The sequence below is a fragment of the Streptomyces sp. NPDC111656 genome, assembly GCF_055656965.1.
In genome coordinates this window covers 191,823-213,775 of record NZ_JBVKCA010000001.1, presented here as the reverse complement: position 1 = coordinate 213,775, position 21,953 = coordinate 191,823, and the positions used below count along the sequence as shown (strand labels likewise).

Sequence of the window (21,953 nt, the reverse complement as noted above, 5' to 3'; positions counted from 1 at the left end):
AGCCCATCTGAGGAGCACCGAATGACCCGCAGCACCCACACGCTCACGCTCGACCAGGGCACTCTCGACGTCACCGTCGACCTCTTCGGGCAGGAGGGGCGCCCCTTCCTGCTGCTGCACGGAGGCGGCGGCCCGGGGACCGTCACCCCGTTCGCCGGCCTGCTGGCCGAGCAGCGTCCGGCCAGGGTGTTCACCCCCGTGCACCCCGGTTTCGACGGCACTGCCCGCCCTGAGTGGCTGGCCGACGTCACGACCCTGGCCCAGGTCTACGCCCAACTGCTCGACGTACTCGACCTGCGGGACGTCGCCGTTGTCGGCAACTCGATCGGCGGCTGGATCGCCGCCGAACTCGCGGCCCTGGGCAGCCCTCGGATCAGTAGCGTCACCCTCGTCAACGCCGTCGGCATCCCCGTCCCCGGCCACCCGATAGCCGACACCTTCTCCCTGACGCCCGTCGAGCTGTCCCGTCTCTCCTTCCACGACCCCTCGAAGTTCCGCTTCGATCCCAGCAAGCTGACCGAGGCGCAGCGCGCGGTCATGGCCGTCAACCGTGCCACCCTGCAGCTCTATTCGGGCCCGCACGCCATGGCCGACTCCACCCTTCCCGACCGCCTCGCCAAGATCAGCCACCCGACCCTGGTCGTATGGGGCGCAAGCGACCAGGTCGTGGACGCCGACTACGGACACGCGTACGCGCAGGCCATCCCCGACGCGGAGTTCCTTCTGCTGGAAGGCACCGGCCACATGCCCCAGACCGAGACGCCCGAGCAGTTCCTCCCGGTGCTCTGGGACTTCGCCGAGGCCCACACCACCGACCGGCCGCGGCACTGACCCAGGAACGAGGAGCCGACGTGTCTCGACCCGACCGCAGCAGACCCGCGTTGGTCCTGGCCGTCTGCTGCCTGAGCGTGCTCCTGGTCAGCCTCGACACCACCATCCTCAACATCGCCCTGCCCTCGATACAGGAAGACCTGCACAGCTCCATGTCGGGCCTGCAGTGGACCCTCGACGCCTACACCATCGTGCTGGCCTCGCTGCTCATCCTGGCCGGCTCCACGGCCGACCGCGTCGGGAGACGGCGCGTCTTCCTCCTCGGGCTCGTGTTGTTCACCGGCGGATCGGCGCTGTGCAGCCTGGCACCGTCGCTGGACTGGCTGATCGTGTTCCGCATGGCACAGGCGGTGGGCGGCTGCATGCTCACCCCGGTCGCCATGGCCATCCTCGCGGGCGCCTTCCCCGGGCCGCGGGAGCGGGCAAGGGCCATCGGCGTGTGGGGCGGGGTGGTGGGCATCAGTATGGCGGCCGGGCCGATCCTCGGCGGCGTACTGGTCCAGACGGCCGGGTGGCGGTCGGTGTTCTGGCTGAACGCGCCGATCGGGCTGGCCGCGCTCCTGCTCACCAGCCTGTTCGTCCCCGAGTCACGCGCGCCACGGCCCCGCAGGGTGGACCCGGTGGGCCAACTGCTGGTGATCACCGCGCTCGGCACCCTGACGTACGCCATCATCGAGGCACCGGGCCGGGGCTGGACCTCCCCCGCCATCGTGATCTGCCTGATCACCGCGGCCGGCGCGCTGGCCGCCTTCATCCCCTACGAGAAGAGACGCGACGAACCTCTGGTCGACCCGCGCCTCTTCCGCAGCGCGCCCTTCACCGGGGCGACGGTGACGGCGGTGTGCGCCTTCACCGCGCTCGGCGGCTTCCTGTTCGCCAACACCCTCTACCTGCAACAGGTGCGGGGGCTGAGCGCCCTGAGCACCGGAGTGCACCTGCTGCCGATGGCGGTGCTGTCACTGGTGTGCCCGCCCCTGGCCGGGCGGATCGTGGGCAGCCGCGGCCCGCGCGTCCCGCTGCTGCTCGCCGGAGCCGGCATCACCGTCGGCGGCCTGTTGGCCGTCCCCGCCACCCGATCCACCGACCGCTCGGACATCCTGCTCTACGCGGCGTACGCACTGTTCGGACTGGGCTTCGGCTTCGTCAACGCGCCCATCACCCACACCGCGGTCTCGGGCCTGCCGCGCGCCCAGGCCGGGGTGGCCGCCGCGCTCGCCGCGACCAGCCGTCAGGTCGGCGCCGCGCTCGGCATCGCGGTGACCGGCGCAGTGATCGCCGCCGGGGCACGCCCGGCCGCCTGGTGGATCATCGCCGGCTGCGGTCTGGCCATCCTCGCCCTGGGCATCCTGACCACCGGACCCTGGGCAGCCCGCACGGCCGCAGGTGACGATCCGTCCGAACGCGTCCGCGTACCGCGCGATCTCCTGGACGCCCGTTGACACCCCCTGCACGGACCATCACGGTCAGCGGCCTTCCCGCCGCGGCCCCGACGGAGAGGCAGTCGGGCCCCGAAGAGCATGGGCCGCCAAAAGCCGGTCATCGCACGCGAGTTGACGGCATATCGCCACGATACGCTCCGCTATGCTCAGCCCCGAACAACGAGCGAACGAACGACGACTGATCGAACGACGGCCGGCGGGCGCCCAGTCCACCGGGAAGGAAACGTGAGAGAGCGCGTGATACCCGGAGATGGCGATCACCAGGCGGCGACGCGTTCGGAACGAGGCTCGGGGCGGCTGATCGCCGGTCGGTATCTGCTTCACGACGTTCTCGGCAGAGGCGGGATGGGCACGGTCTGGCGCGCCCACGACCAGCTGCTGGACCGCCCGGTCGCAGCCAAGGAACTGCACATCCTCACCCAGGGCGACGAGGAGCAGCGCGTACGGGTACGCCGCGCGGTCCGTGAGGCGCGCGCGGTCGCCCGGGTGTCGCATCCCCATGTGGTGGGTGTCCACGACCTGGTCGAGTCCGAGGACCGGCTGTGGATCGTCATGGAACTCGTCGAGGGGCCCTCGCTGGCCCACCGGATCGCCGCGAGCGGGCCGCTCACGCCGCAGCACACCGCCGCCCTGGGTGTGCAACTGCTCGACGCGCTGGAGGCCGTGCACACGGCCGGCACCCTGCACCGTGACGTCAAGCCCGCCAACGTCCTGCTGCGCCGCGACGGCAACGCCGTCCTCACCGACTTCGGTATCGCGGCCCTGGACGACGGCGAGTTCCTGACGACCACCGGTGAACTGATCGGCTCCCTCGAGTACATGGCACCCGAGCGGGTGATGGGATCGCCGGTCGGCCCGGCCTCCGACCTGTGGTCCCTGGGCGCGACCCTCGCCACGGTCTGCGGCGGGCAGTCCCCGTTCCGCAGACCGGCACGGCCCGCGACGCTGCACGCGGTGGCGTACGAGGAAGCCGTCCTGTCGGAGCGGCTCGGCCCACTGCGCCCGCTCGTCGAGGCGCTGCTGCGCAAGTCCCCCGACGAGCGCCCTTCGGCGGCCACCGCGCGTTCCGCGCTGCGACGCGTCGCGGCGGGAGAGGCGGACGCCGGGCCACTGCCGTCACCGACCGTGCGCGTGTTCCAGCCTTCAGCCGCGGTGACCGACGCGGACACCGTGACCAGCGGCCAGGGGCGACTCGTCCCGGCCGGGGAACCCGTACCGACGGCCCGGCACACCACGTCGCTCGAGCCCGCGCCCCGGCAGTCGTCCCACCCGAGGGGCCCGAAGCGGCTGTGGTGGGCACTGGCCGGTACGGCGGTGCTGGCGGCGGGCGTCGGCGGCGGTCTCTTCCTCACCGGGGTACTGCCGCTCAAGAAGGACCCCACGACGGCGACCGTCAGTCAGGTCGTCCGGTCGACGACCGGCTGGCAGTCGGTGACCGGACTGACCGTCCAGCAGGGAGACCGGGTCACCGTACGGTTCGTTTCCGGGGAATGGACGGTCGACTACCGGAACAAACCCGTGACCGGGCCGACCGGCTACGACGCGCTCACGGACCAGTCACTGGACGGGGCGAAGGGCTGCAAGATCAAGCCGGCGGCGCCGTTCGGCACCCTGCTGGCACGCCTCTCCGACAGTCAGGACGCCCCCGTCCACTCCGTCGGGCGGAAACTGGCCTTCCGGGCAGCTCAGAACGGCCCCCTGCAATTGGGGATCAACGACGCCGCCGGGTCCTGCTCCGAGGACAACAGAGGCACGCTGACCGTAGAGGTGAGCGTCACACACCAACCTTGACGGGCGGCCGGCGCGCACCGAGCGCACATGGCTCTCCCCCTCGCCCTGCCACCTGGTCGCTCCCTCCCGCCGTCATGCAACCTGTCTGCAACCAAGCCGGGAGTTGACTGGGCCGGACCGACCGACCCTCGCGCGAAACGGTGGCATCCGTTTCCGCGCATCAAGGCAGGGACACGCCATGGACCAGCAGGAGACGACGGACGCCGCCCCGCGCGTGGAGCTGACGCCCTCGGCCGCCGAGTTGCTGCGGCGGCTGCGGGCGGTCCACGGACCGTTGATGTTCCACCAGTCCGGCGGCTGCTGCGACGGCAGTGCGCCCATGTGTTACCCGGAGGGCGAGTTCCGCACCGGCGGCTCCGACGTGCTGCTCGCCGAGTTGGACGTCGAGGGGCTCGACGAGCCGGTGACGTTCTGGATGTCGAAGAGCCAGTACGAGCTGTGGAGCCACACACGACTGATCGTCGACGTCGTGCCGGGCCGCGGCAGCGGTTTCTCCCTGGAAGCACCCGAAGGAGTGCGTTTTCTCATCCGTTCCCGCGTCGTAGACGCCTAGGCCCCGCGGAGGTCGTCGCGGTCTGCTGCAATCCCCCTGAGTCCATGGACAGTTGACGAGACCTCAGGGGGCACCGTGACACCTCGCGACGGACGACTCAGAACAGCACTGACGGTTCTCACGGCATGGAGCGCGCTGGCCGGTGCGGCCCTGGTGGGGGCGGCACCGGCCAGCGGTGTGGAAGGCGCCCGCACCTGGAACGGGACGGTCGAGGACGCGAAGGCCCTCGTCGGCAAGGCCGTCGCCCCGGGCATCACGTACAGGGAGTTCGACCTCCCGGCCGCCCAGGGCGTGGCGCGCGCACACGTACTGAGCGTTGATCTGAGCAACCGTCATGTGCGCGTCGATCTCCTTCACTCCGCGGCCGTGGCCTCCCGGGCGGCCGTCTCCCGGATGGCCGCGGCGCAGGGCGCCGTCGCCGGCGTCAACGGTGACTTCTTCGACATCTCCGAGGCCCAGCATCCTGGGGTCGAGGTCACGGGCGCGACCGTGGGTCCTGCGATCGCGAACGGCCGCGCTCTGAAGGCGGCGGTCCCGGACGGTCAGCGCTTCGGCCCCGCCCTCCCGCCCGGCACGACCACGAAGAACGTGCTCGGCGTGGGCCTGGACGGCCGGGGCCGGCTGGACAGTCTGGCCCTCGACGGTTCCGTGCGCAGCTCCCGTGGGCGGTGGGCGCTCGGTGGGCTCAACCAGTACGCGCTGCCGCAGGGTTCCATCGGCGCGTTCACCTCGGCCTGGGGCGGTGTCTCCCGCAAGCGGGCCGTCTGCGGCACCGACATCGACCGCGCCGCGCCCTGCAGCGCGGACACCTACGAGGTGACGGTCCGCCGCGGCCGGGTCGTGTCGACGGCCACCACACCCGGCGGCGGTCCCATCGCGTCCGGCACCACCGTGCTGGTGGGGCGCGAGGCGGGCGCGCAGCAGTTGCGCGAGCTGGCGAAGGGGCAGGCGGTCCGCATTCAGCACTGGCTCGTCGCGGCCGGCACCCGGATCCGGTACCGCTTCGCCATCGGCGGCTATCCGGTCCTCACCCACGGGCAGCCGCTGCCCGGTCTGAACAACACCACCTCGGCCGTACGGACCGCCGTGGGCATCGCGAACAAGGGGCGGCGCCTGCTTCTGCTCGCCCTCGACGGCGCGGCCGCCTACCGCGGCGGACTGACCGTCGCCGAAGTGGCGCACACCATGCGGTCGTTGGGCTCCGTCGACGCGTTCGGTCTGGACGGCGGCGGCTCCACGACCATGGTGGCGCGGATGCCGGGAGCGGGCGCGGTGAGCGTCCTCAACCACCCCTCCGGCGGCGCCGAACGCCCGGTCCCCAACGGCATCGGGGTGTTCTCACACAGCTGACACACCTGAAGCCGAACATCAGGGGCGCAGGCTGCTCACGATGTCCGCCGTCGCGGTGAGCCCGTTCTGAATGGTCGGCGCCATGCTGGTGGTCGACAGATAGAAGCCGAGCAGTACGCAGACCACCGCGTGCGAGGGTTTCAGCGCGCCGTTGCGCAGGAAGACCACCGCGAGGATCAGGAGCAGTACCACCACAGAGATGGAAATGGCCATCGTCAACCTCCTCCGCCACGTCGACACCGCGGCTTTCGGCCGCAAGTGTCGCGTAGCGGAGGGTTCGTCCGGGCGGCTGACGTGTCCTCCGAACGTGTGGTGTCTACGCCCGCTCGCACACCAGCGCGTGCACCTGATCGTGCGCGTCCACTCGCGTGCGTCTTACGCGCCCGCGTCTACTCGTGCGCGTCGAGGAAGGCTTCGAGCCCGGCGAGGTCGTCGGTGTTGAAGTAGTCGAGGTCGGCGGCCAGTACTTCGCCCCACAGGGCCTCGCGCGCCGGGCCCGCCAGGTCGGGCGTGGCCCAGAACCGCACCTTCTGGTGGCGCCGGTGGGCCGCCGCGATGATGCCGCGCAGCTTCGCACGCTCGGCGTCGGGGAACGGGCCGTCACCCAGCCAGGTGAAGTTGAGCGTCCAGTTGTCCGAGATCAGCGGGATGAAGGAGGCGGGGGCCGCGCTGCCGAGGTCGGTGAGCCTGCCGTCGTAGAAGGCACGCCGCACGTTCTGCGCCTCCATGGGCGTACGGGCGGCACGGTCGCCGGAGATCACCGCGGTGATCGGCCCCGGGCGCACCCGGCCGTGCGCGTAGGTGGTGAACAGGTGCGGGTAGCGGCTCAGATGGCGGTCGAGTTCGAGGTACGTCGACGAGCCCTCGGTCTTGATGTCGATGAGGAGTTGCAGGGGCCTCCGGTATCCCCGGTAGACCGAGCCGTGGTTGGCCTTCACACGGGCGGCGAGCGGGGCGAGGTAGAGGGATTCGAGGGTGCGGGTCGGGTCGAGGTCGACCGGGTCGTGGGCGACGAGGAGTTGGTCGCCGACGAGGTAGATGTCGGCCTCGACGCTGCCGAAGCGGTGGTCGAGGGCGTCGAACAGGGGTCGCGGGTGCTCGTAGTCGTTGTGCGCGTGGGCACGCCACAGGGGGCGCGTGTGGTGCTTCTCCTCCCCCGCCAGTGCTCGCGAGGCGGGCAGGGCGACCGAGCCCGCTAGGGCGGCGCCGAGGGTGGTGAGGGCTCTGCGACGGGTGGTGAGGGCCATGCTCTGCCTCCCTTGAGGGGTGCGCTACGGACCTCAGCGAGTATGCGGTCCTCGGGGGACCGACAAACCTTGAGGTGAGGGGAGTTGGCCGGACTGCCGCTGTCCGTTCACTTCACCCGCGGTGCGCACGCCGAGAGGCCCGCCCCTGGTGGGGCGGGCCTCTGGCAGAGGTACGTCAGGGGGCTTGCAGGTCCACCAGTTCGGCCAGCGCCGTGCGGTGGGCTCCCGCCGTGCCGTACGCGATCGAGTCCGCCTTGGCCCGCTTCAGAAAGAGGTGAACCGGGTGCTCCCAGGTCATCCCGATGCCCCCGTGCAGTTGGAGGGCCTCCTCGGCGGTGTGGACGGCGACGGGCGCCGCGTACGCCTGGGCGACGGCGACCGACACGTCGGTGTCCGCGCTGCCGGTCGCGAGCGCGTCGGCGGCACCGCGGGCGGCGGCACGCGTGTTGACGACCTCCAGCCACAGCTGCGCGAGCCGGTGCTTGAGCGCCTGGAATCCGCCGACGGGCCGGTTGAACTGCTTGCGATCCTTGAGGTAGCGGACCGTCTCGGTCAAGCACCAGTCGGCGAGGCCGAGTTGCTCGGAGGCGAGCAGTCCTGCGCCGCTGCGCAGGGCTCGTCGTACGGCGGGTTCGGCGGCGCCGAGGCGACGTGCCCGCACCCCGTCGAAGGTGACCGTGGCGAGCGGCCGGGTGAGGTCGAGGGACACCTGCGGGGTGACCGTCACGGCGGCCGCGTCCACCGCGTACAGCCCGCCGTCGTCCGCCGGAACCAGCAGCACGTCGGCCACCGCCGCGTCCGCGATCCCCGTCAGCTCCCCGTGCAGAACACCGTCCTCGTTCCGTACGGTCTTGTGGGCGCCGCCGGGTGCCACGGACAGCGCGACGGCGAGCGCGCCGATCGTCCGGCCCGACGCCAGCGCCGTCAGCAGCCCGGCGGCCTCCTCGCCCTCGCAGGCCAGCAGCGCCTCGGTGGCGACGACGGCGCTGGTCAGATACGGCACCGGCGCGACCGCACGCCCCAGCTCCTCCAGCACCACGGCGACTTCACGGTGGGTGGCGCCCTGGCCGCCCAGCGACTCGGGTACGAGCAGGCCCGCCAGGCCCATCCCGTCCGAGAGCGCCTTCCACAGCTCGGGGTCGTGCGGGGTGTCCGTCTCGGTGCGGGTGATGACGCCCGCCGCGTCGCAGTGGTCGGTGAGGAGGTCGCGGACGGCGGCGCGCAGCGCCTCTTCCTCCTCGGAGTACAGCAGATCGGGCTGGGTGCTCTGTGTCGTCGTCATCATCATCGGGTCAGGTCCTTCCACGCGACGTCCTTGTCGGTGCGCGGCTCGGACGGCAGGCCCAGCACGCGTTCGGCGACGATGTTCAGCAGGACCTCGCTGGTCCCGCCCTCGATGCTGTTGCCCTTGGAGCGCAGATAGCGGTAGCCGGCGTCGCGGCCGGTGAAGTCGACCAGTTCCGGTCGGCGCATCGTCCAGTCGTCGTACAGCAGGCCTTCCTCGCCGAGGAGTTCGACCTCCAGGCCGCTGATCTCCTGGTTGAGGCGGGCGAATCCGAGCTTCATCCCGGAGCCCTCGTGGCCGGGCTGGCCCAGGGCGAGCTGCTGACGCAGCCGCTCGCCGGAGAGCCGGGCGACCTCGGCCTCCACCCACAGCTTCAGCAGCCGCTGGTGCAGATCGTGGGTACGCAGTTCGGGACGCTCGCGCCAGGTCCTGGAGACCGGGCCGATCATGCCGCCCTCGCGGGGGATGCGCATACCGCCGATGGAGACGCGCTCGTTCATGAGCGTGGTCTGCGCGACCCGCCAGCCGTCGCCGACCTCACCCAACCGGTGCGCGTCGGGAATGCGGACGTCGGTGAGGAAGACCTCGTTGAACTCGGCCTCGCCGGTGATCTGGCGCAGCGGCCGTACCTCGACGCCGGGGTCGGTCATGTCGCAGATGAAGTACGTGATGCCGCGGTGCTTGGGCACGTCCGGGTCGGTGCGGGCGATGAGGATGGCCCAGCGGGCGAGGTGGGCGCTGGACGTCCACACCTTCTGCCCGTTGACCACCCAGGTGTCGCCCTCCCGGACGGCACGCGTACCGAGCGCGGCCAGGTCGGACCCGGCGCCGGGCTCGCTGAAGAGCTGGCACCAGACCTCCTCGCCGACCCACAACGGCCTGAGGAAGTCCCGCTTCTGCTCCTCGGTGCCGAAGCCGAGGATGGTCGGCGCGGCCATGCCGAGGCCGATGCCGATGCGCCGCGGGTCGTTGTCGGGGGCGCCGGCGGCCTCCAGTTCGGCGTCCACGACGGCCTGGAGGGTGCGCGGGGCGCCGAGCCCGCCGAGGCCCTCGGGGTAGTGCACCCAGGCGAGTCCGGCGTCGAAACGGGCCTTGAGGAAGTCGAGGCGGTCCGTGGTCGCGGGCGGGTGCGCCGCCAGCAACTCCTTCGTACGGGTGCGCAGTTCGGCTGCGTCGGTCATGCGGCTGCTCCGTTCTCGAGAGAGGGCACCACGACGACCCGGCCGGTGGTGACACCGTCGCCGACCCGCTGCACGGCGGCCGCACCGCCGCCCAGCGGCACGCGCTCGCTGACCAGCGGCTTGATGGCGCCGCGCGCGGCCAGCTCGGTGAGCTGCTCGTGGCAGTGCTGGATCAGCTTGGGGTTCTTGGTGCCGTACAGACCCCAGTGCAGGCCGAGGATCGCGTAGTTCTTCACCAGGGCGTGGTTGAGCGCCGGGCTGGGGATCGAGCCGCTGGCGAAGCCCACGACGACGATCCGGCCCTCGAAGGCGACGACCTTGGTGGACTGGGTGTACGCCTCACCGCCGACGGGGTCGTAGATCACGTCGGCGCCGCGGCCGCCGGTGGCTTCCTTCACGGCGGCGATGACGTCCTGGGTACGCCGGTCGATGACGACGTCGCAGCCCAGCTCACGCGCCACGGCCACCTTGTCGGCCCCGCCGACCACGCCGATGACGGTGGCGCCCGCGGCCTTGCCCAGCTGCACGGCCGCGCTGCCGACCCCTCCGGCGGCGGCGTGGACGAGCAGCGTCTCGCCGGCTTCGAGACGGGCCCGGCGGTGCAGACCGAACCACCCCGTCTGGTAGCCGATGTGCAGGGCGGCCGCCTCGGCGTCGTCGAGGGTGTCGGGCGCGGGCAGCAGGGCGGCGGCGTCCGCGACGGCGTACTCGGCGAATCCGCCGTGCGGCAGCGCGGGGTTGGCCAGCACGCGGCGTCCGTCCTCGGTCTCGCCGCAGATCTCCACACCGGGCGTGAACGGCAGTGGCGGCCTGACCTGGTAGTGCCCGCGGCACATCAGCACGTCCGGGAAGTTGATGTTCGCCGCGCGCACCTTGAGCAGGACCTGCCCCTCACCGGGCACCGGTCGCTCCACGTCCTGGAGCTGCATCACCTGGCTCGGTTCGCCGAGCTGGTGTACTTGCCATGCCTGCATGCGGGGCCTCCACGGGACTGCTCTGTCTGACCGGGCTCGACCGCATACTAAGCGGTCGCTTGCCGATCAGGGAACAGTCAGGTGCGTCACGCCCTCACGAGCGGGCCGGACGCGCCCTCACATGCATCCGCTCCCCCTGTGGCCCGAACAGGCTCAGGAACTCCACGGGCCCCTCCCCCGTCGACCCGAACCAGTGCGGCACCCGCGTGTCGAACTCGGCGGCCTCCCCCGGACCGAGCACCACGTCGTGGTCGGCCAGCACGAGCCTGAGCCGCCCCGACATCACGTACAGCCACTCATAGCCCTCGTGGGTCCGGGGTTCCGGCTCGAGCTTGCGCTGCGGTTCGAGCACCTTGTACGCCTGGAGTCCGCCGGGCTGCCGGGTGAGCGGCCAGTGGGTGCGGCCGCCGCGCACGATCGGCTGGGCGCGTACCCGCGGGTCGCGCACCGGGGGCGCGCCGACCAGCTCGTCCAGCGGCACCTCGTGAGCCCGGGCGATCGGCAGCAGGAGCTCCAGACTGGGCTTGCGCAGCCCCGACTCCAGCCGCGACAGCGTGCTCACGGAGATGCCGGTCGCCTCGGAAAGACCGGCGAGTGTCGCGCCCCGCTCCTTGCGGATGCGCCGCAGCCTCGGCCCGACCTCGGCCAGCACCTCGTCCGTCCCTGCCTCGTCATCCATGCCCTTGCTCATGCCCATATTGCAGATTCGGCAAAGCCATTTGTCAATGCGGCACCGGTCGGGCGACCGTCTGCGGTGGAGGTGGTCACCATGACCGACATGACCGAGAGGTACGAGGCCGTCGTCGTCGGAGGCGGCGCGGCCGGCCTGTCCGCCGCACTGGTCCTCGGCCGGGCCCGGCGCCGCACGCTCGTCGTCGACGCGGGCGAGCCGCGCAACGCGCCCGCGGCGCATCTGCAGGGCTATCTGACCCGGGACGGCATGCCGCCCGCGGAGTTCCTCGCCGCGGGGCGCGAGGAGATCGCGCGGTACGGCGTCGAGCTGGTCCGGGACCGGGCGGTGGACGTGTCCCGGCAGGACAGCGGCGAGTTCGTCGTGACGCTCACGGCCGGACGGACCGTGTACGCGCGGCGGCTGATCCTCGCCACCGGGCTGGCGGACGAGCTCCCGACGGTCACAGGGGTCGCCGAGCGCTTCGGGCGGGACGTGCTGCACTGCCCGTACTGCCACGGCTGGGAGGTCCGCGACAAGTCCTTCGGGGTGCTGGCCGCCACGCCGATGAGCGTCCACCAGGCGCTGATGGTCTCCCAGTGGTCGAAGGACGTCACCCTCTTCCTGCACACGGTCGCCGAGGAGGAGCTGACGGCCGACGACACGCGTCGGCTCGCCGCCGCCGGGGTCGTCGTGGTGCCCGGTGAGGTCGCGGGGCTCGTCGTCGAGGGCGACCGGCTCACGGGGGTCCGGCTCACGGACGGCACCGTCCACGACCGCTCGACGCTCTTCGTGGCGCCGCGCGCGGTCCCCCGCAACGACCTGTTCGAGCGGCTGGGCGCCGAGCTGCGCGAGACCCCGTTCGACACGTACCCGGTGGTCGACGAGACGGGCCTGACGACCGTGCCCGGCGTCTGGGCGGCGGGCAACTCGGTGGGCTTCGCCGAGCAGGTCGTGAACGCCGCGGGCGCGGGCTACCGGGCGGCGGCCACGCTCAACGGCGAGCTGCTCTTCGCCGACCTCGACGCCGCCCAGGACAGGTCCTGACCCTGGAGCTGAACCGCCCGGGTGTGGACGGCGCCCCTCCGTAGCACCATGGCTCCATGCTGCTCGCCCGGCTCGCCCATGTGTCCCGGGAGGTCGCCGCCACCTCGGCGCGGTCCCGGAAGACCGCCCTGCTCGCCGAGCTGTTCCGGGACGCCGACGCGGACGACGTGCCGATCGTGATCCCGTATCTGGCGGGTCGTCTCCCACAGGGGCGGCTCGGCATCGGCTGGAAGCTGCTGAGCGGGCCGGTGCCGCCCGCGCCCGAGCCCTCGCTCACGGTGCGGGACGTGGACGCCCGGCTGACGGAGGTCGGCGCGGTCACGGGCGCCGGCTCGCAGGCGGAGCGCAGGCGGCTGATGGACGAGCTGCGGGCGGCGGCCACCGAGGACGAGCAGCGGTTCCTGTTCGGGCTGCTCACCGGCGAGGTGCGGCAGGGCGCGCTGGACGCGGTCGCGGTCGAGGGGCTCGCCGAGGCGACCGGCGCGCCCGCCGCGGGCGTACGGCGGGCGGTGATGCTCGCCGGATCGCTGCAGACGGTGGCGCAGGCGCTGCTGACGGACGGCCCGGGGGCCCTGGACGACTTCCGGCTCACGGTGGGCCGCCCGGTGCTGCCCATGCTCGCGCACAGCGCCACGTCCGTGTCCGAGGCCGTGGCGAAGCTGGGCGCGTGTGCCGTCGAGGAGAAGCTCGACGGCATCCGCGTACAGCTGCACCGCGAGGGCGACGACGTACGGATCTACACCCGCACCCTCGACGACATCACCGCCCGGCTGCCCGAACTCACCTCCATCGCGATGGAGTTGAAGGGCACCCGATTCATCCTGGACGGCGAGGTCATCGCGCTGGACGGGGACGGGCGGCCGCGCTCCTTCCAGGAGACGGCCGGGCGGGTGGGCTCGCGGGTGGATGTGGCCACGGCCGCGAAGAGCGTGCCGGTCTCCCCCGTCTTCTTCGACGCGCTGTCGGTCGACGGGCGGGATCTGCTGGATCTGTCGTTCGCCGAACGGCACGCGGAGCTGGCGCGGCTGGTGCCCGAGCCGATGCGGGTGCGGCGCGCCCTCGCCCACGGGCCCGAGGACATCCCGACGGCGGAACGGTTCCTCGCCGAGACACTGGAGCGCGGCCACGAAGGCGTGGTGGTGAAGGCCCTGGACGCCCCCTACAGCGCGGGCCGGCGCGGGGCGTCGTGGCTGAAGGTCAAGCCCGTGCACACCCTCGACCTGGTGGTCCTGGCGGCCGAGTGGGGCCACGGGCGGCGCACCGGCAAGCTCTCCAACCTGCACGTCGGGGCCCGCGCCGCGGACGGCTCCTTCGCGATGCTCGGCAAGACCTTCAAGGGCATGACGGACGCGATGCTGGCCTGGCAGACCGAGCGCCTCCAGGAGCTCGCCGTCGAGGACAGCGGCCACGTGGTGACCGTACGGCCCGAACTCGTCGTGGAGATCGCCTACGACGGTCTGCAGAAGTCCACCCGCTACCCGGCCGGGGTCACCCTCCGGTTCGCCCGCGTGGTGCGCTACCGGGAGGACAAGACGCCCGCCGAGGCCGACACGGTCGAGACCCTGCTCGCCGCACACCCGGAGGTGGCCCCGTGAAGGGGAAGCGCAGTGCGGGACTGCTGTTGTACCGGCGCACCGACGACGGCCCGGAGGTGCTGCTCGGTCACATGGGCGGCCCCTTCTTCGCGCGGCGGGACGCCGGGGCGTGGACCGTGCCCAAGGGCGAGTACGAGCCCGACGAGACCGCCTGGGACGCGGCGCGCCGGGAGTTCCAGGAGGAACTGGGGCTGCCGCCGCCCGACGGCGAGGCCGTCCCGCTCGGCGAGGTCGAGCAGAAGAACGGCAAGGTCGTCACGGCCTGGGCGATCGAGGCGGACCTCGACCCGGCGACCGTGGTCCCGGGCACGTTCGAGATGGAGTGGCCGCCGAAGTCGGGGCGGCGCCAGGAGTTTCCCGAGCTGGACCGGGTGGAATGGTTCGGCCTGGACCGGGCCGGGGAGCTGATCGTGCCAGCGCAGGCGGCGTTTCTCGAGCGGCTGGCGGAGCACTCGGACTGAGAGCGCCCTCCGCGTTGCGTCGCACCGCGCCGCGCGGGAGGGTCGGAAAACAGCCCGCTTACAGAGACGTGTCGAGAACAGCCCGCTTCGGGTTCCAGCACAGCCCGCTCGAAGAACAGCCCGCTTCAGGAGGTCGGCCATGCCCATCGCGACGGTGAACCCGGCGAACGGCGAGACGCTCAAGACGTACGACGCGCTCGGCGCCGAGGAGATCGAGCGCAGGCTCGCCACGGCCGAGAGCACGTTCCGCGACTATCGCACCACGTCCTTCGCCGAGCGTGCACGGCTGCTGCACAGGGCAGCCGACCTCCTCGACGAGGAACGGGACGACATCGGCCGGGTGATGACCACGGAGATGGGCAAGCCCGTCAAGCAGGCCCGCGCGGAGGCCGCCAAGTGCGCGAAGTCGATGCGCTGGTACGCCGACCACGCCGAGGAGCTGCTCGCCGACGAGGAGCCCGCCGACTTCGACGTCAAGGACTCCGGCGCCTCCCGCGTCCTGGTGCGCTACCGGCCGCTGGGCCCGGTGCTGGCCGTCATGCCGTGGAACTTCCCGCTCTGGCAGGTGGTCCGGTTCGCCGCGCCCGCCCTGATGGCGGGCAACGTCGGCCTGCTCAAGCACGCCTCGAACGTGCCGCAGACCGCCCTCTACCTGGAGGACCTGTTCCGCCGGGCGGGCTTCCCCGAGGGCTGCTTCCAGACGCTGCTGATCGGCTCGGGCGCCGTGGAGGGCATCCTGCGCGACCCCCGGGTGAAGGCGGCGACGCTGACCGGGAGCGAACCGGCTGGGCGCGCGGTGGCCTCGGTCGCCGGGGACGAGGTCAAGAAGACGGTGCTGGAGCTGGGCGGCAGCGACCCGTTCGTCGTCATGCCGTCCGCCGACGTGGACCGGGCGGCGAGGACCGCGGTGACGGCCCGGGTGCAGAACAACGGGCAGTCGTGCATCGCCGCCAAGCGGTTCATCGTGCACACGGACGTGTTCGACGCCTTCGCCGAGCGCTTCACGGCGGGCATGAAGGCGCTGAAGGTCGGCGATCCGCTGGACGAGGACACCGACATCGGCCCGCTCTCCACCGAACAGGGCCGCGGTGACCTGGAGGAACTCGTCGACGACGCGGTGGAGAGCGGCGCGACCGTGCTCTGCGGCGGCGAGCGCCCCGAAGGCTTCACGGAGCACGGCTGGTACTACGCGCCGACCATCCTCACCGACATCACCCCCGAGATGCGCGTCCACCAGGAGGAGACCTTCGGGCCGGTCGCCACGCTCTACCGCGCCGCCGATCTCGACGAGGCGGTGGCGCTCGCGAACGACACGCCGTTCGGGCTGAGTTCGAATGTCTGGACGACCGACGAAGCCGAAGCGGACCGGTTCGTACGCGACCTGGAGGCGGGCGGCGTGTTCTTCAACGGGATGACCGCCTCCCACCCGGCGTTCCCGTTCGGCGGGGTCAAGCGGTCCGGCTACGGGCGTGAACTGTCGGGACACGGAATCCGCGAGTTCTGCAACATCACCACCGTATGGCACGGAGCGTAAGCGTTCCGCAGCTACGATCCCCCTGTGAACCGCGAAGTGACCCTGCCTCTGATCGTCGACGACCGCGGCACGTTGCAGGTGGCGGCCGCCGACGTCAGCAAACTGCTGCGCACGGTGGGCGGCCGGTGGCTGCACCTGGTGGAGGCCGGCCAGGACGGACTCGACGAGGACACGGTGGCGACACTGACCATCGAACTCGCCAAGCTCGCCGACCGCATCGACGTGGCCTGCATCGCGCACAGCAGCGGCGCGTCCACCGACTAGGGCCGGTCCCACGTGAGTTGGACCGGCCCCAGTCGGTGGTCGAGTTCCGAGAGTGTCTGCCAGAACTTCGCCTCTTGACGCCCTCGCCCTCCCCTCTACGGGAGCTGGTCTTACAGGGGCCTCCACAGGCGTCGCTTCCCGCCCGTCCGGCGGTAGGCCCGGCGATTCCGCTGCCCGACAAGCCGACGCTAGCAGCGACACCGCCCCTCACCAGGCCACCCGGTCAGGATGCCCCTCCTCTCCACACTGAAGGATTGGGCGCCGGACAACCGTTCGACAGTCCGCGAGCATGACGAAGAAGGCGGTGCTCTGCGGCTCGACGTCCGGACGCTCGGCCAGATGCAGGAACGCACGACGGTCCGCGGCCCGCACGTGGCGCCGTTCGAGGGCCAGGACGGCGAGCGTGGAGCGCTGGGCCGCGCCCCGGGCGATGAGGGGCAACAGCCGGTTGGCGTGGGGGTCCGGGGCGAGCTTCCCCGTGGCGTCCTCCAGCCGTTCCCTGGCCGTGCGCACCATGGCGTACGCCTTGGGTTCGGCCGTCCCGGGGCCTCTTCCCTCGCCCTTCTACGCCCTCCCAAGAATCCCCGGAATGGAGTAACCCGACGAGAGATCCCCACGCTTCCGGGTGATCGTGGGTGGACCACCCCGGTGGGTGAACCACCCCCGCTGGGTGAACCACTCTTCCGCCGGGGGACGAGAGTTCCCCGGAAGGCGAAAGAAGGCGCGCGTCATGGCGACTTTGTGCAGACCTTCGGTCTCCGTGCCGGAATACGTGATCACGATGGAGGAGACGCTGGAGCTGGCTCGCTCCCGTCACGAGGACCACCCACAGCTGCCGTTGGCACTCCGACTGATCGAGAACACCGGTGTCCAAACCAGGCACATCGTGCAGCCCATCGCGGAGACGCTGAAACACCCGGGCTTCGAAGAACGCAACAAGGTCTACGAGAGTGAGGCCAAGGCCCGCGTCCCCGCCGTCATACAGCGGGCGCTGGATGACGCCGAGCTGCTCACCACCGACATCGACATGATCATCTACGTCTCGTGCACCGGGTTCATGATGCCCTCGCTCACGGCCTGGCTGATCAACTCGATGGACTTCAGCAGCGACACCCGACAGATACCCATAGCCCAGCTGGGCTGCGCGGCAGGCGGCGCCGCGATCAACCGGGCCCATGATTTCTGCACGGCGTACCCCGACGCCAACGCGCTGATCGTGGCCTGCGAGTTCTGCTCGCTCTGCTATCAGCCGACCGATCTCAGCGTCGGCTCGCTGCTCTGCAACGGCCTGTTCGGCGACGGCATCGCCGCCGCCGTCGTCCGCGGCAACGGCGGCACCGGCGTCCACCTGGAGCGCAACGGCTCCTACCTGGTCCCGAAGACCGAGGACTGGATCATGTATGACGTCCGCGCCACGGGCTTCCACTTCCTGCTGGACAAGAGGGTTCCCGGGACGATGGAACCACTCGCCCCCGCCCTCCACGCCCTCGCGCGACAGCACGACTGGGACGCCTCCGACCTGGACTTCTACATCATCCACGCGGGCGGCCCCAGGATCCTCGACGACCTCAGCAAGTTCCTCGAGGTCCCGCCGGAGGCCTTCCGGTTCAGCCGGGCCACCCTCACCGAGTACGGGAACATCGCCAGCGCCGTCGTCCTGGACGCGCTGCGCCGGCTGTTCGACGAGGGCGGCGCCGAGCATGCCGCGCGCGGACTGCTCGCGGGCTTCGGCCCCGGCATCACCGCGGAAATGGCTCTGGGCCGCTGGCGCGACAGCAGCAACGAGACGGTGTGAACGGAATGACCGAGAAGACGATGCCCGGGCCACTGCCGCCTGTCCGGCACTGGCCCGCCCTCGACCTGAAGGGCGTGGATTTCGACCCGGTCCTGACCGAGCTGATGCGCGAAGGACCGGTCACCCGGGTCCAGCTGCCCAACGGCGAGGGCTGGGCCTGGCTGGTGACCCGCCACGACGATGTGCGCATGGTCGCCAACGACCCACGGTTCGGCCGCGAGGCGGTCATGGACCAGCCGGTCACCCGGCTCGCCCCGCACTTCATCCCGGCCCGCGGCGCGGTGGGCTTCCTGGACCCGCCCGACCACACCCGGCTGCGCCGCTCGGTGGCCGCGGCCTTCACGGCACGCGGGGTGGAACGGGTCCGCGGCAAGGCCCGGCGCACGCTCGACGAGATGGTCGACGAGCTGCTGCGGGTCGGACCGCCCGCCGATCTCACCGAGGCGATCCTCACCCCCTTCCCCATCGCGGTCATCTGCGAACTGATGGGCGTCCCGCCCGACGACCGGCGGGGCATGCACACCTGGGCGCAGCTGATCCTGTCCTCCGCGCACGGCGCCGAGGTCAGCGAGAAGGCCAAGGACGAGATGGGCGCCTACTTCAGGAAGCTCATCGGCGCCCGGAACGACAGCAGGGACGAGGACGTCACCTCGCTGCTGGGCGCCGCCGTGGGCCGGGACGAGATCGATCTGGAGGAGGCCGTCGGACTCGCCGTCCTCCTCCAGATCGGCGGCGAGGCGGTCACGAACAACTGCGGGCAGATGCTCTACCTGCTCATGACCCGCCCGGCGCTGGCCGACCGGCTGCGCTCCGACCCTCGGATCCGCCCCCAGGCCATCGACGAGCTGCTGCGCTACATCCCGCACCGCAACATGGTCGGCCTGTCGCGGATCGCGAGGGAGGACGTCGAGATCGGGGGCGTGCTGATCCGGGCCGGCGATCCGATCTACGTCTCGTACCTGGCCGCCAACCGCGACCCGGAGGTCTTCCCGGACCCGGAGCACATCGACTTCGACCGCAGCCCCAATCCGCACGTGGCGTTCGGCTTCGGCCCGCACTACTGCCCGGGCGGGATGCTGGCCAGGCTGGAGTCGGAACTCCTGGTCGACGCGCTGGTGGACCGGCTGCCGGGGCTGCGGCTCGCCGTCCCCCCAAGCCAGGTCCCGTTCAGGAAAGGCGCGTTGATCCGTGGCCCCGAAGCTCTGCCCGTGATGTGGTGAGCGACCCGATGACCATGACCGAAGGACTCCTCGTACCACCGGGTCACGGCCGGATCGTGCAGACCCCCGCCCAGCACGTGACGTTCAAGGTGACCGGCTCGCACTCGCGCACCGCGTCCACCTTCGAGGTGCTGGTACCGCCCGGGTTCGACGTGGGCGCCCATGTGCACACGCGCAGCGAGGAGCTGTTCTACGTGCTCGAAGGCGAGCTGGACGTGCTCGCCTTCGAGCCCCGGATCCGGACCCCCGACAACTGGCAGAAGTGGGAGTCGAGTTCGGGCAACCGGGCGGTACGGGCAACCCCGGGCACGGTCATCGTCGTGCCCCCGGGCTGTCCCCACGCCTTCTCCAACCCCACCGAGAACCAGGCGAAGATGTTCTTCCAGGCCTCCCCGCCCCCGGACCACGAGCGCTACTTCGAGGAGCTGCTCGAGATCCTGAGGGACGGGGGTCCGCCGGACCACGCGGCCATCGAGGAACTGAGGGCGAGGTACGACATCGAGCAGCTCACCCCTCTGAAACTCCGGTGAGGGCAGCGCGCAACCGCTACCGAATCGGCATCCCGGAAAGCGTCCGCGCGATCACCAGCCGCTGGATCTCACTCGTACCCTCGAAAATGGTGTAAATGGCCGCATCCCGATGCATTCGCTCCACCGGATACTCGCGGGTGTAGCCATTTCCACCCAGGATCTGGATCGCCTGACCGGTGACCTTCTTCGCCGTCTCACTGGCGAACAGCTTGGACATCGACCCCTCGGCCGCGGTGAACGGCTTCCCGTTGATCGCCATCCACGAAGCCCGCCACACCAGCAGACGCGCGGCATCGATCGACGTACGCATGTCGGCGAGCTGGAACGCGACACCCTGATTGTCGATGATCGGACGCCCGAACTGCTCACGCGTCATCGCATAGTCGAGGGCGACCTCGTACGCGGCGCGGGCCGTGCCCACCGCCATGGCCCCGACGGCCGGACGCGACGCCTCGAACGTGGCCATCGCGGCGTTCTTCACCCGCTCGCCGCCACCCGCCTTCGCGCGCTCCCGGGCGCGGGCCAGGCGTTCGTCCAGCTTCGCCTTGCCGCCGAGCAGGCAGGAACCGGGGATGCGAACGTTGTCGAGGACGACCTCGGCGGTGTGCGAGGCACGAATGCCGTGCTTCTTGAACTTCTGACCCTGGGAGAGGCCCGGCGTGTTCGGCGGCACGATGAAGGAGGCGTGCCCCTTGGAACCGAGGTCCGGGTCGACGACCGCGACGACGACATGGACATTGGCGATACCACCGTTGGTCGCCCAGGTCTTGGTGCCGTTGAGCACCCACTCGTCCTTGGCCTCGTCATAGACGGCACGCGTGCGCATCGAGGCGACGTCGGAGCCGGCGTCGGGCTCGGAGGAGCAGAAGGCCGCGACCTTGACATCGCCCGCGTCGCCGTACATCTGGGGGATCCAGGTGCCGATCTGCTCCTCGGTGCCGTTGGCGAGGACGCCCACGGCGGCGAGGCCGGTGCCGACGATCGACAGGGCGATGCCCGCGTCGCCCCAGAACAGCTCCTCCATGGCCATGGGTATACCGAGACCGGTCGGGTCGAAGTACTGCTGGGCGTAGAAGTCCAGGGAGTAGATGCCGACCTTCGCGGCCTCCTGGATGACCGGCCAGGGAGTCTCCTCGCGCTCGTCCCACTCGGCGGCCGCGGGGCGGATCACATCGGCGGCGAACCCGTGGAGCCAGTCGCGGACCTCCCTCTGTTCGTCGTTGAGCTCCATGGTGAACTCGGCCATGTCCCCTCCAGCACTGCACTAAAGTGTTACTTGCGGTAACTGGAGTCTGTTACTGATCAGTAGTAAAAGTCAACTCCCACGTTCCGCTCGGCAGCCCGTTCGATACGCATGGGCCGATGAGTGTTACTTTGCGCAGGCGTCACCGAATCACCACGGGTGGGGAGAGATCATGGACACCACACAGCGAACCGATCAGCAGAGGTCCGCCGACCGCCGCCGGCGCGAGCTGCTGGAGGCCGCCGACAGAGTGGTGCTCCGCGACGGCCCCGGGGCCTCGATGAACGCCATCGCCGCCGAGGCGGGCATCACCAAGCCGATCCTGTACCGCCACTTCGGCGACAAGGGTGGACTCTACGCGGCCCTGGCCAAGCGGCACACCGACGCCCTCCTCGGAGCGCTGCGGGCCGCGCTGGACGCGCCCGCGGAGCGCCGGGAGCGGGTGGAGGCCACGCTCGACACGTATCTCGCGGCCATCGAGGCGCACCCTCAGGTCTACCGCTTCCTGATGCACCCCACGGAGGGCGCCTCGTCCGCCGACCAGGGCTTCGACCTGGGCAAGCACTCCGCGCCGCTGCTGCGCCGCATGGGCGAGGAGTTGGCCGAGGTCATCGAGGAACGGGTGGATCTCGGACCGGGCAGTCAGCAACTGGCGCGGGTGTGGGGGCACGGGATCGTCGGCATGATGCATGCCGCCGGGGACTGGTGGCTCGGTGAGCAGCCCTGCTCACGGGCCGAGTTGGTACGGAGTCTGGCCGACCTGTTGTGGGGCCGGCTGGCCGCGGCCGGCGATCGTGTCGGGGGTCCTGGGTTCTGAGGTCGGGTGTCGGCTGCGAGTTGTCTTCGGCTGAGCGCGCGGGGGGCCGGGCCCCCTGCCTTTCGGTTGGGGGGAACCTCCCGCCCACCCCCCAACCGTCCGCCCCCCCCTCCCCCCCCTCCGGGG

22 protein-coding genes are annotated in these 21,953 nt (G+C 71.1%); 14 read left to right on the top strand and 8 right to left on the bottom strand.

All coding sequences use genetic code 11. The features are described 5' to 3' along the window. The first annotated feature begins 21 nt into the window (after window positions 1-21). From ACZ7M3_RS01075 to ACZ7M3_RS01055, 5 genes are all read left to right on the top strand, one after another. Window positions 22-831, top strand: coding sequence for an alpha/beta fold hydrolase (locus ACZ7M3_RS01075; RefSeq protein ID WP_472059859.1), 810 nt, complete (start codon window positions 22-24; stop codon window positions 829-831). Window positions 832-851: 20 nt separating this feature from the next. Continuing rightward, on the top strand, window positions 852-2,270 hold the full coding sequence (locus ACZ7M3_RS01070; RefSeq protein WP_472059858.1) for a DHA2 family efflux MFS transporter permease subunit: 1,419 nt from the start codon (window positions 852-854) through the stop codon (window positions 2,268-2,270). Window positions 2,271-2,348: 78 nt separating this feature from the next. Beyond that, window positions 2,349-4,061: a protein kinase domain-containing protein gene (locus ACZ7M3_RS01065; RefSeq protein WP_472059857.1), complete on the top strand. Its 1,713-nt coding sequence runs from the start codon at window positions 2,349-2,351 to the stop codon at window positions 4,059-4,061. Between the two features lie 178 nt (window positions 4,062-4,239). Then, on the top strand, window positions 4,240-4,614 hold the full coding sequence (locus ACZ7M3_RS01060) for a DUF779 domain-containing protein (RefSeq protein WP_351306476.1): 375 nt from the start codon (window positions 4,240-4,242) through the stop codon (window positions 4,612-4,614). 75 nt (window positions 4,615-4,689) lie between these two features. Further along, a complete protein-coding gene (locus tag ACZ7M3_RS01055) occupies window positions 4,690-5,964 on the top strand; it encodes a phosphodiester glycosidase family protein (protein WP_472059856.1) in 1,275 nt (424 codons plus the stop codon). 18 nt (window positions 5,965-5,982) lie between these two features. Here ACZ7M3_RS01055 and ACZ7M3_RS01050 read toward each other — a convergent pair whose 3' ends face one another. The 6 genes from ACZ7M3_RS01050 to ACZ7M3_RS01025 form a co-directional block, all read right to left on the bottom strand. Beyond that, on the bottom strand, window positions 5,983-6,177 hold the full coding sequence (locus ACZ7M3_RS01050) for a hypothetical protein (protein ID WP_054228939.1): 195 nt from the start codon (window positions 6,175-6,177) through the stop codon (window positions 5,983-5,985). A gap of 176 nt (window positions 6,178-6,353) precedes the next feature. Then, the gene (locus ACZ7M3_RS01045; RefSeq protein WP_472059855.1) at window positions 6,354-7,211 is read right to left on the bottom strand and encodes a phosphatidylinositol-specific phospholipase C/glycerophosphodiester phosphodiesterase family protein; all 858 of its coding nucleotides are present in this window, start codon (window positions 7,209-7,211) and stop codon (window positions 6,354-6,356) included. Window positions 7,212-7,386: 175 nt separating this feature from the next. After that, complete coding sequence (locus tag ACZ7M3_RS01040; RefSeq protein WP_472060976.1) at window positions 7,387-8,493, bottom strand: acyl-CoA dehydrogenase family protein; 1,107 nt, start codon at window positions 8,491-8,493, stop codon at window positions 7,387-7,389. 2 nt (window positions 8,494-8,495) lie between these two features. After that, window positions 8,496-9,677: an acyl-CoA dehydrogenase family protein gene (locus ACZ7M3_RS01035; protein WP_355310319.1), complete on the bottom strand. Its 1,182-nt coding sequence runs from the start codon at window positions 9,675-9,677 to the stop codon at window positions 8,496-8,498. Beyond that, window positions 9,674-10,651 carry an NADPH:quinone oxidoreductase family protein gene (locus ACZ7M3_RS01030; RefSeq protein ID WP_351432653.1) on the bottom strand — a complete coding sequence of 326 codons (978 nt, stop codon included), beginning with the start codon at window positions 10,649-10,651 and terminating at the stop codon, window positions 9,674-9,676. Before ACZ7M3_RS01030 ends, ACZ7M3_RS01035 begins: the two co-directional genes overlap by 4 nt. 94 nt (window positions 10,652-10,745) lie before the next feature. Further along, window positions 10,746-11,342: a helix-turn-helix domain-containing protein gene (locus ACZ7M3_RS01025; RefSeq protein ID WP_267061121.1), complete on the bottom strand. Its 597-nt coding sequence runs from the start codon at window positions 11,340-11,342 to the stop codon at window positions 10,746-10,748. A gap of 87 nt (window positions 11,343-11,429) precedes the next feature. On the opposite strand from ACZ7M3_RS01025, the gene ACZ7M3_RS01020 reads away from it, so the two are divergent. The 5 genes from ACZ7M3_RS01020 to ACZ7M3_RS01000 all read left to right on the top strand — a co-directional run bounded on the left by ACZ7M3_RS01020 (window position 11,430) and on the right by ACZ7M3_RS01000 (window position 16,222). Further along, on the top strand, window positions 11,430-12,368 hold the full coding sequence (locus tag ACZ7M3_RS01020; RefSeq protein WP_472060974.1) for an NAD(P)/FAD-dependent oxidoreductase: 939 nt from the start codon (window positions 11,430-11,432) through the stop codon (window positions 12,366-12,368). A gap of 56 nt (window positions 12,369-12,424) precedes the next feature. Further along, the gene (locus tag ACZ7M3_RS01015) at window positions 12,425-13,963 is read left to right on the top strand and encodes an ATP-dependent DNA ligase (protein ID WP_472059854.1); all 1,539 of its coding nucleotides are present in this window, start codon (window positions 12,425-12,427) and stop codon (window positions 13,961-13,963) included. Further along, window positions 13,960-14,424: an NUDIX hydrolase gene (locus ACZ7M3_RS01010; RefSeq protein ID WP_472059853.1), complete on the top strand. Its 465-nt coding sequence runs from the start codon at window positions 13,960-13,962 to the stop codon at window positions 14,422-14,424. The genes ACZ7M3_RS01015 and ACZ7M3_RS01010 overlap by 4 nt, the downstream gene beginning before the upstream one ends. 139 nt (window positions 14,425-14,563) lie before the next feature. After that, complete coding sequence (locus ACZ7M3_RS01005) at window positions 14,564-15,958, top strand: NADP-dependent succinic semialdehyde dehydrogenase (RefSeq protein ID WP_472059852.1); 1,395 nt, start codon at window positions 14,564-14,566, stop codon at window positions 15,956-15,958. 24 nt (window positions 15,959-15,982) lie between these two features. Next, window positions 15,983-16,222 (top strand): DUF6213 family protein, encoded by a 240-nt coding sequence (locus ACZ7M3_RS01000; RefSeq protein ID WP_168489781.1) that lies wholly within the window; start codon window positions 15,983-15,985, stop codon window positions 16,220-16,222. A gap of 207 nt (window positions 16,223-16,429) precedes the next feature. On the opposite strand, the gene ACZ7M3_RS00995 is transcribed toward ACZ7M3_RS01000, so the two are convergent. After that, entirely contained in the window at window positions 16,430-16,738 is a 309-nt protein-coding gene (locus tag ACZ7M3_RS00995) for a hypothetical protein (RefSeq protein ID WP_472059851.1), read from the bottom strand. A gap of 214 nt (window positions 16,739-16,952) precedes the next feature. On the opposite strand from ACZ7M3_RS00995, the gene ACZ7M3_RS00990 reads away from it, so the two are divergent. Genes ACZ7M3_RS00990 through ACZ7M3_RS00980 form a run of 3 tightly spaced genes read left to right on the top strand, consistent with a single transcriptional unit; the run spans window position 16,953 to window position 19,767 of the window. Beyond that, on the top strand, window positions 16,953-18,017 hold the full coding sequence (locus ACZ7M3_RS00990) for a type III polyketide synthase (protein WP_351306496.1): 1,065 nt from the start codon (window positions 16,953-16,955) through the stop codon (window positions 18,015-18,017). Window positions 18,018-18,022: 5 nt separating this feature from the next. Further along, on the top strand, window positions 18,023-19,237 hold the full coding sequence (locus ACZ7M3_RS00985) for a cytochrome P450 (protein ID WP_472059850.1): 1,215 nt from the start codon (window positions 18,023-18,025) through the stop codon (window positions 19,235-19,237). Window positions 19,238-19,245: 8 nt separating this feature from the next. Further along, a complete protein-coding gene (locus ACZ7M3_RS00980; RefSeq protein ID WP_452968137.1) occupies window positions 19,246-19,767 on the top strand; it encodes a cupin domain-containing protein in 522 nt (173 codons plus the stop codon). 16 nt (window positions 19,768-19,783) lie between these two features. Here ACZ7M3_RS00980 and ACZ7M3_RS00975 read toward each other — a convergent pair whose 3' ends face one another. After that, window positions 19,784-21,013 (bottom strand): acyl-CoA dehydrogenase family protein, encoded by a 1,230-nt coding sequence (locus ACZ7M3_RS00975; RefSeq protein ID WP_217567310.1) that lies wholly within the window; start codon window positions 21,011-21,013, stop codon window positions 19,784-19,786. Between the two features lie 169 nt (window positions 21,014-21,182). Here ACZ7M3_RS00975 and ACZ7M3_RS00970 point away from each other — a divergent pair, with 169 nt between their 5' ends. Next, window positions 21,183-21,827, top strand: coding sequence for a TetR/AcrR family transcriptional regulator (locus tag ACZ7M3_RS00970; protein WP_054228952.1), 645 nt, complete (start codon window positions 21,183-21,185; stop codon window positions 21,825-21,827). Window positions 21,828-21,953 lie beyond the last annotated feature (126 nt).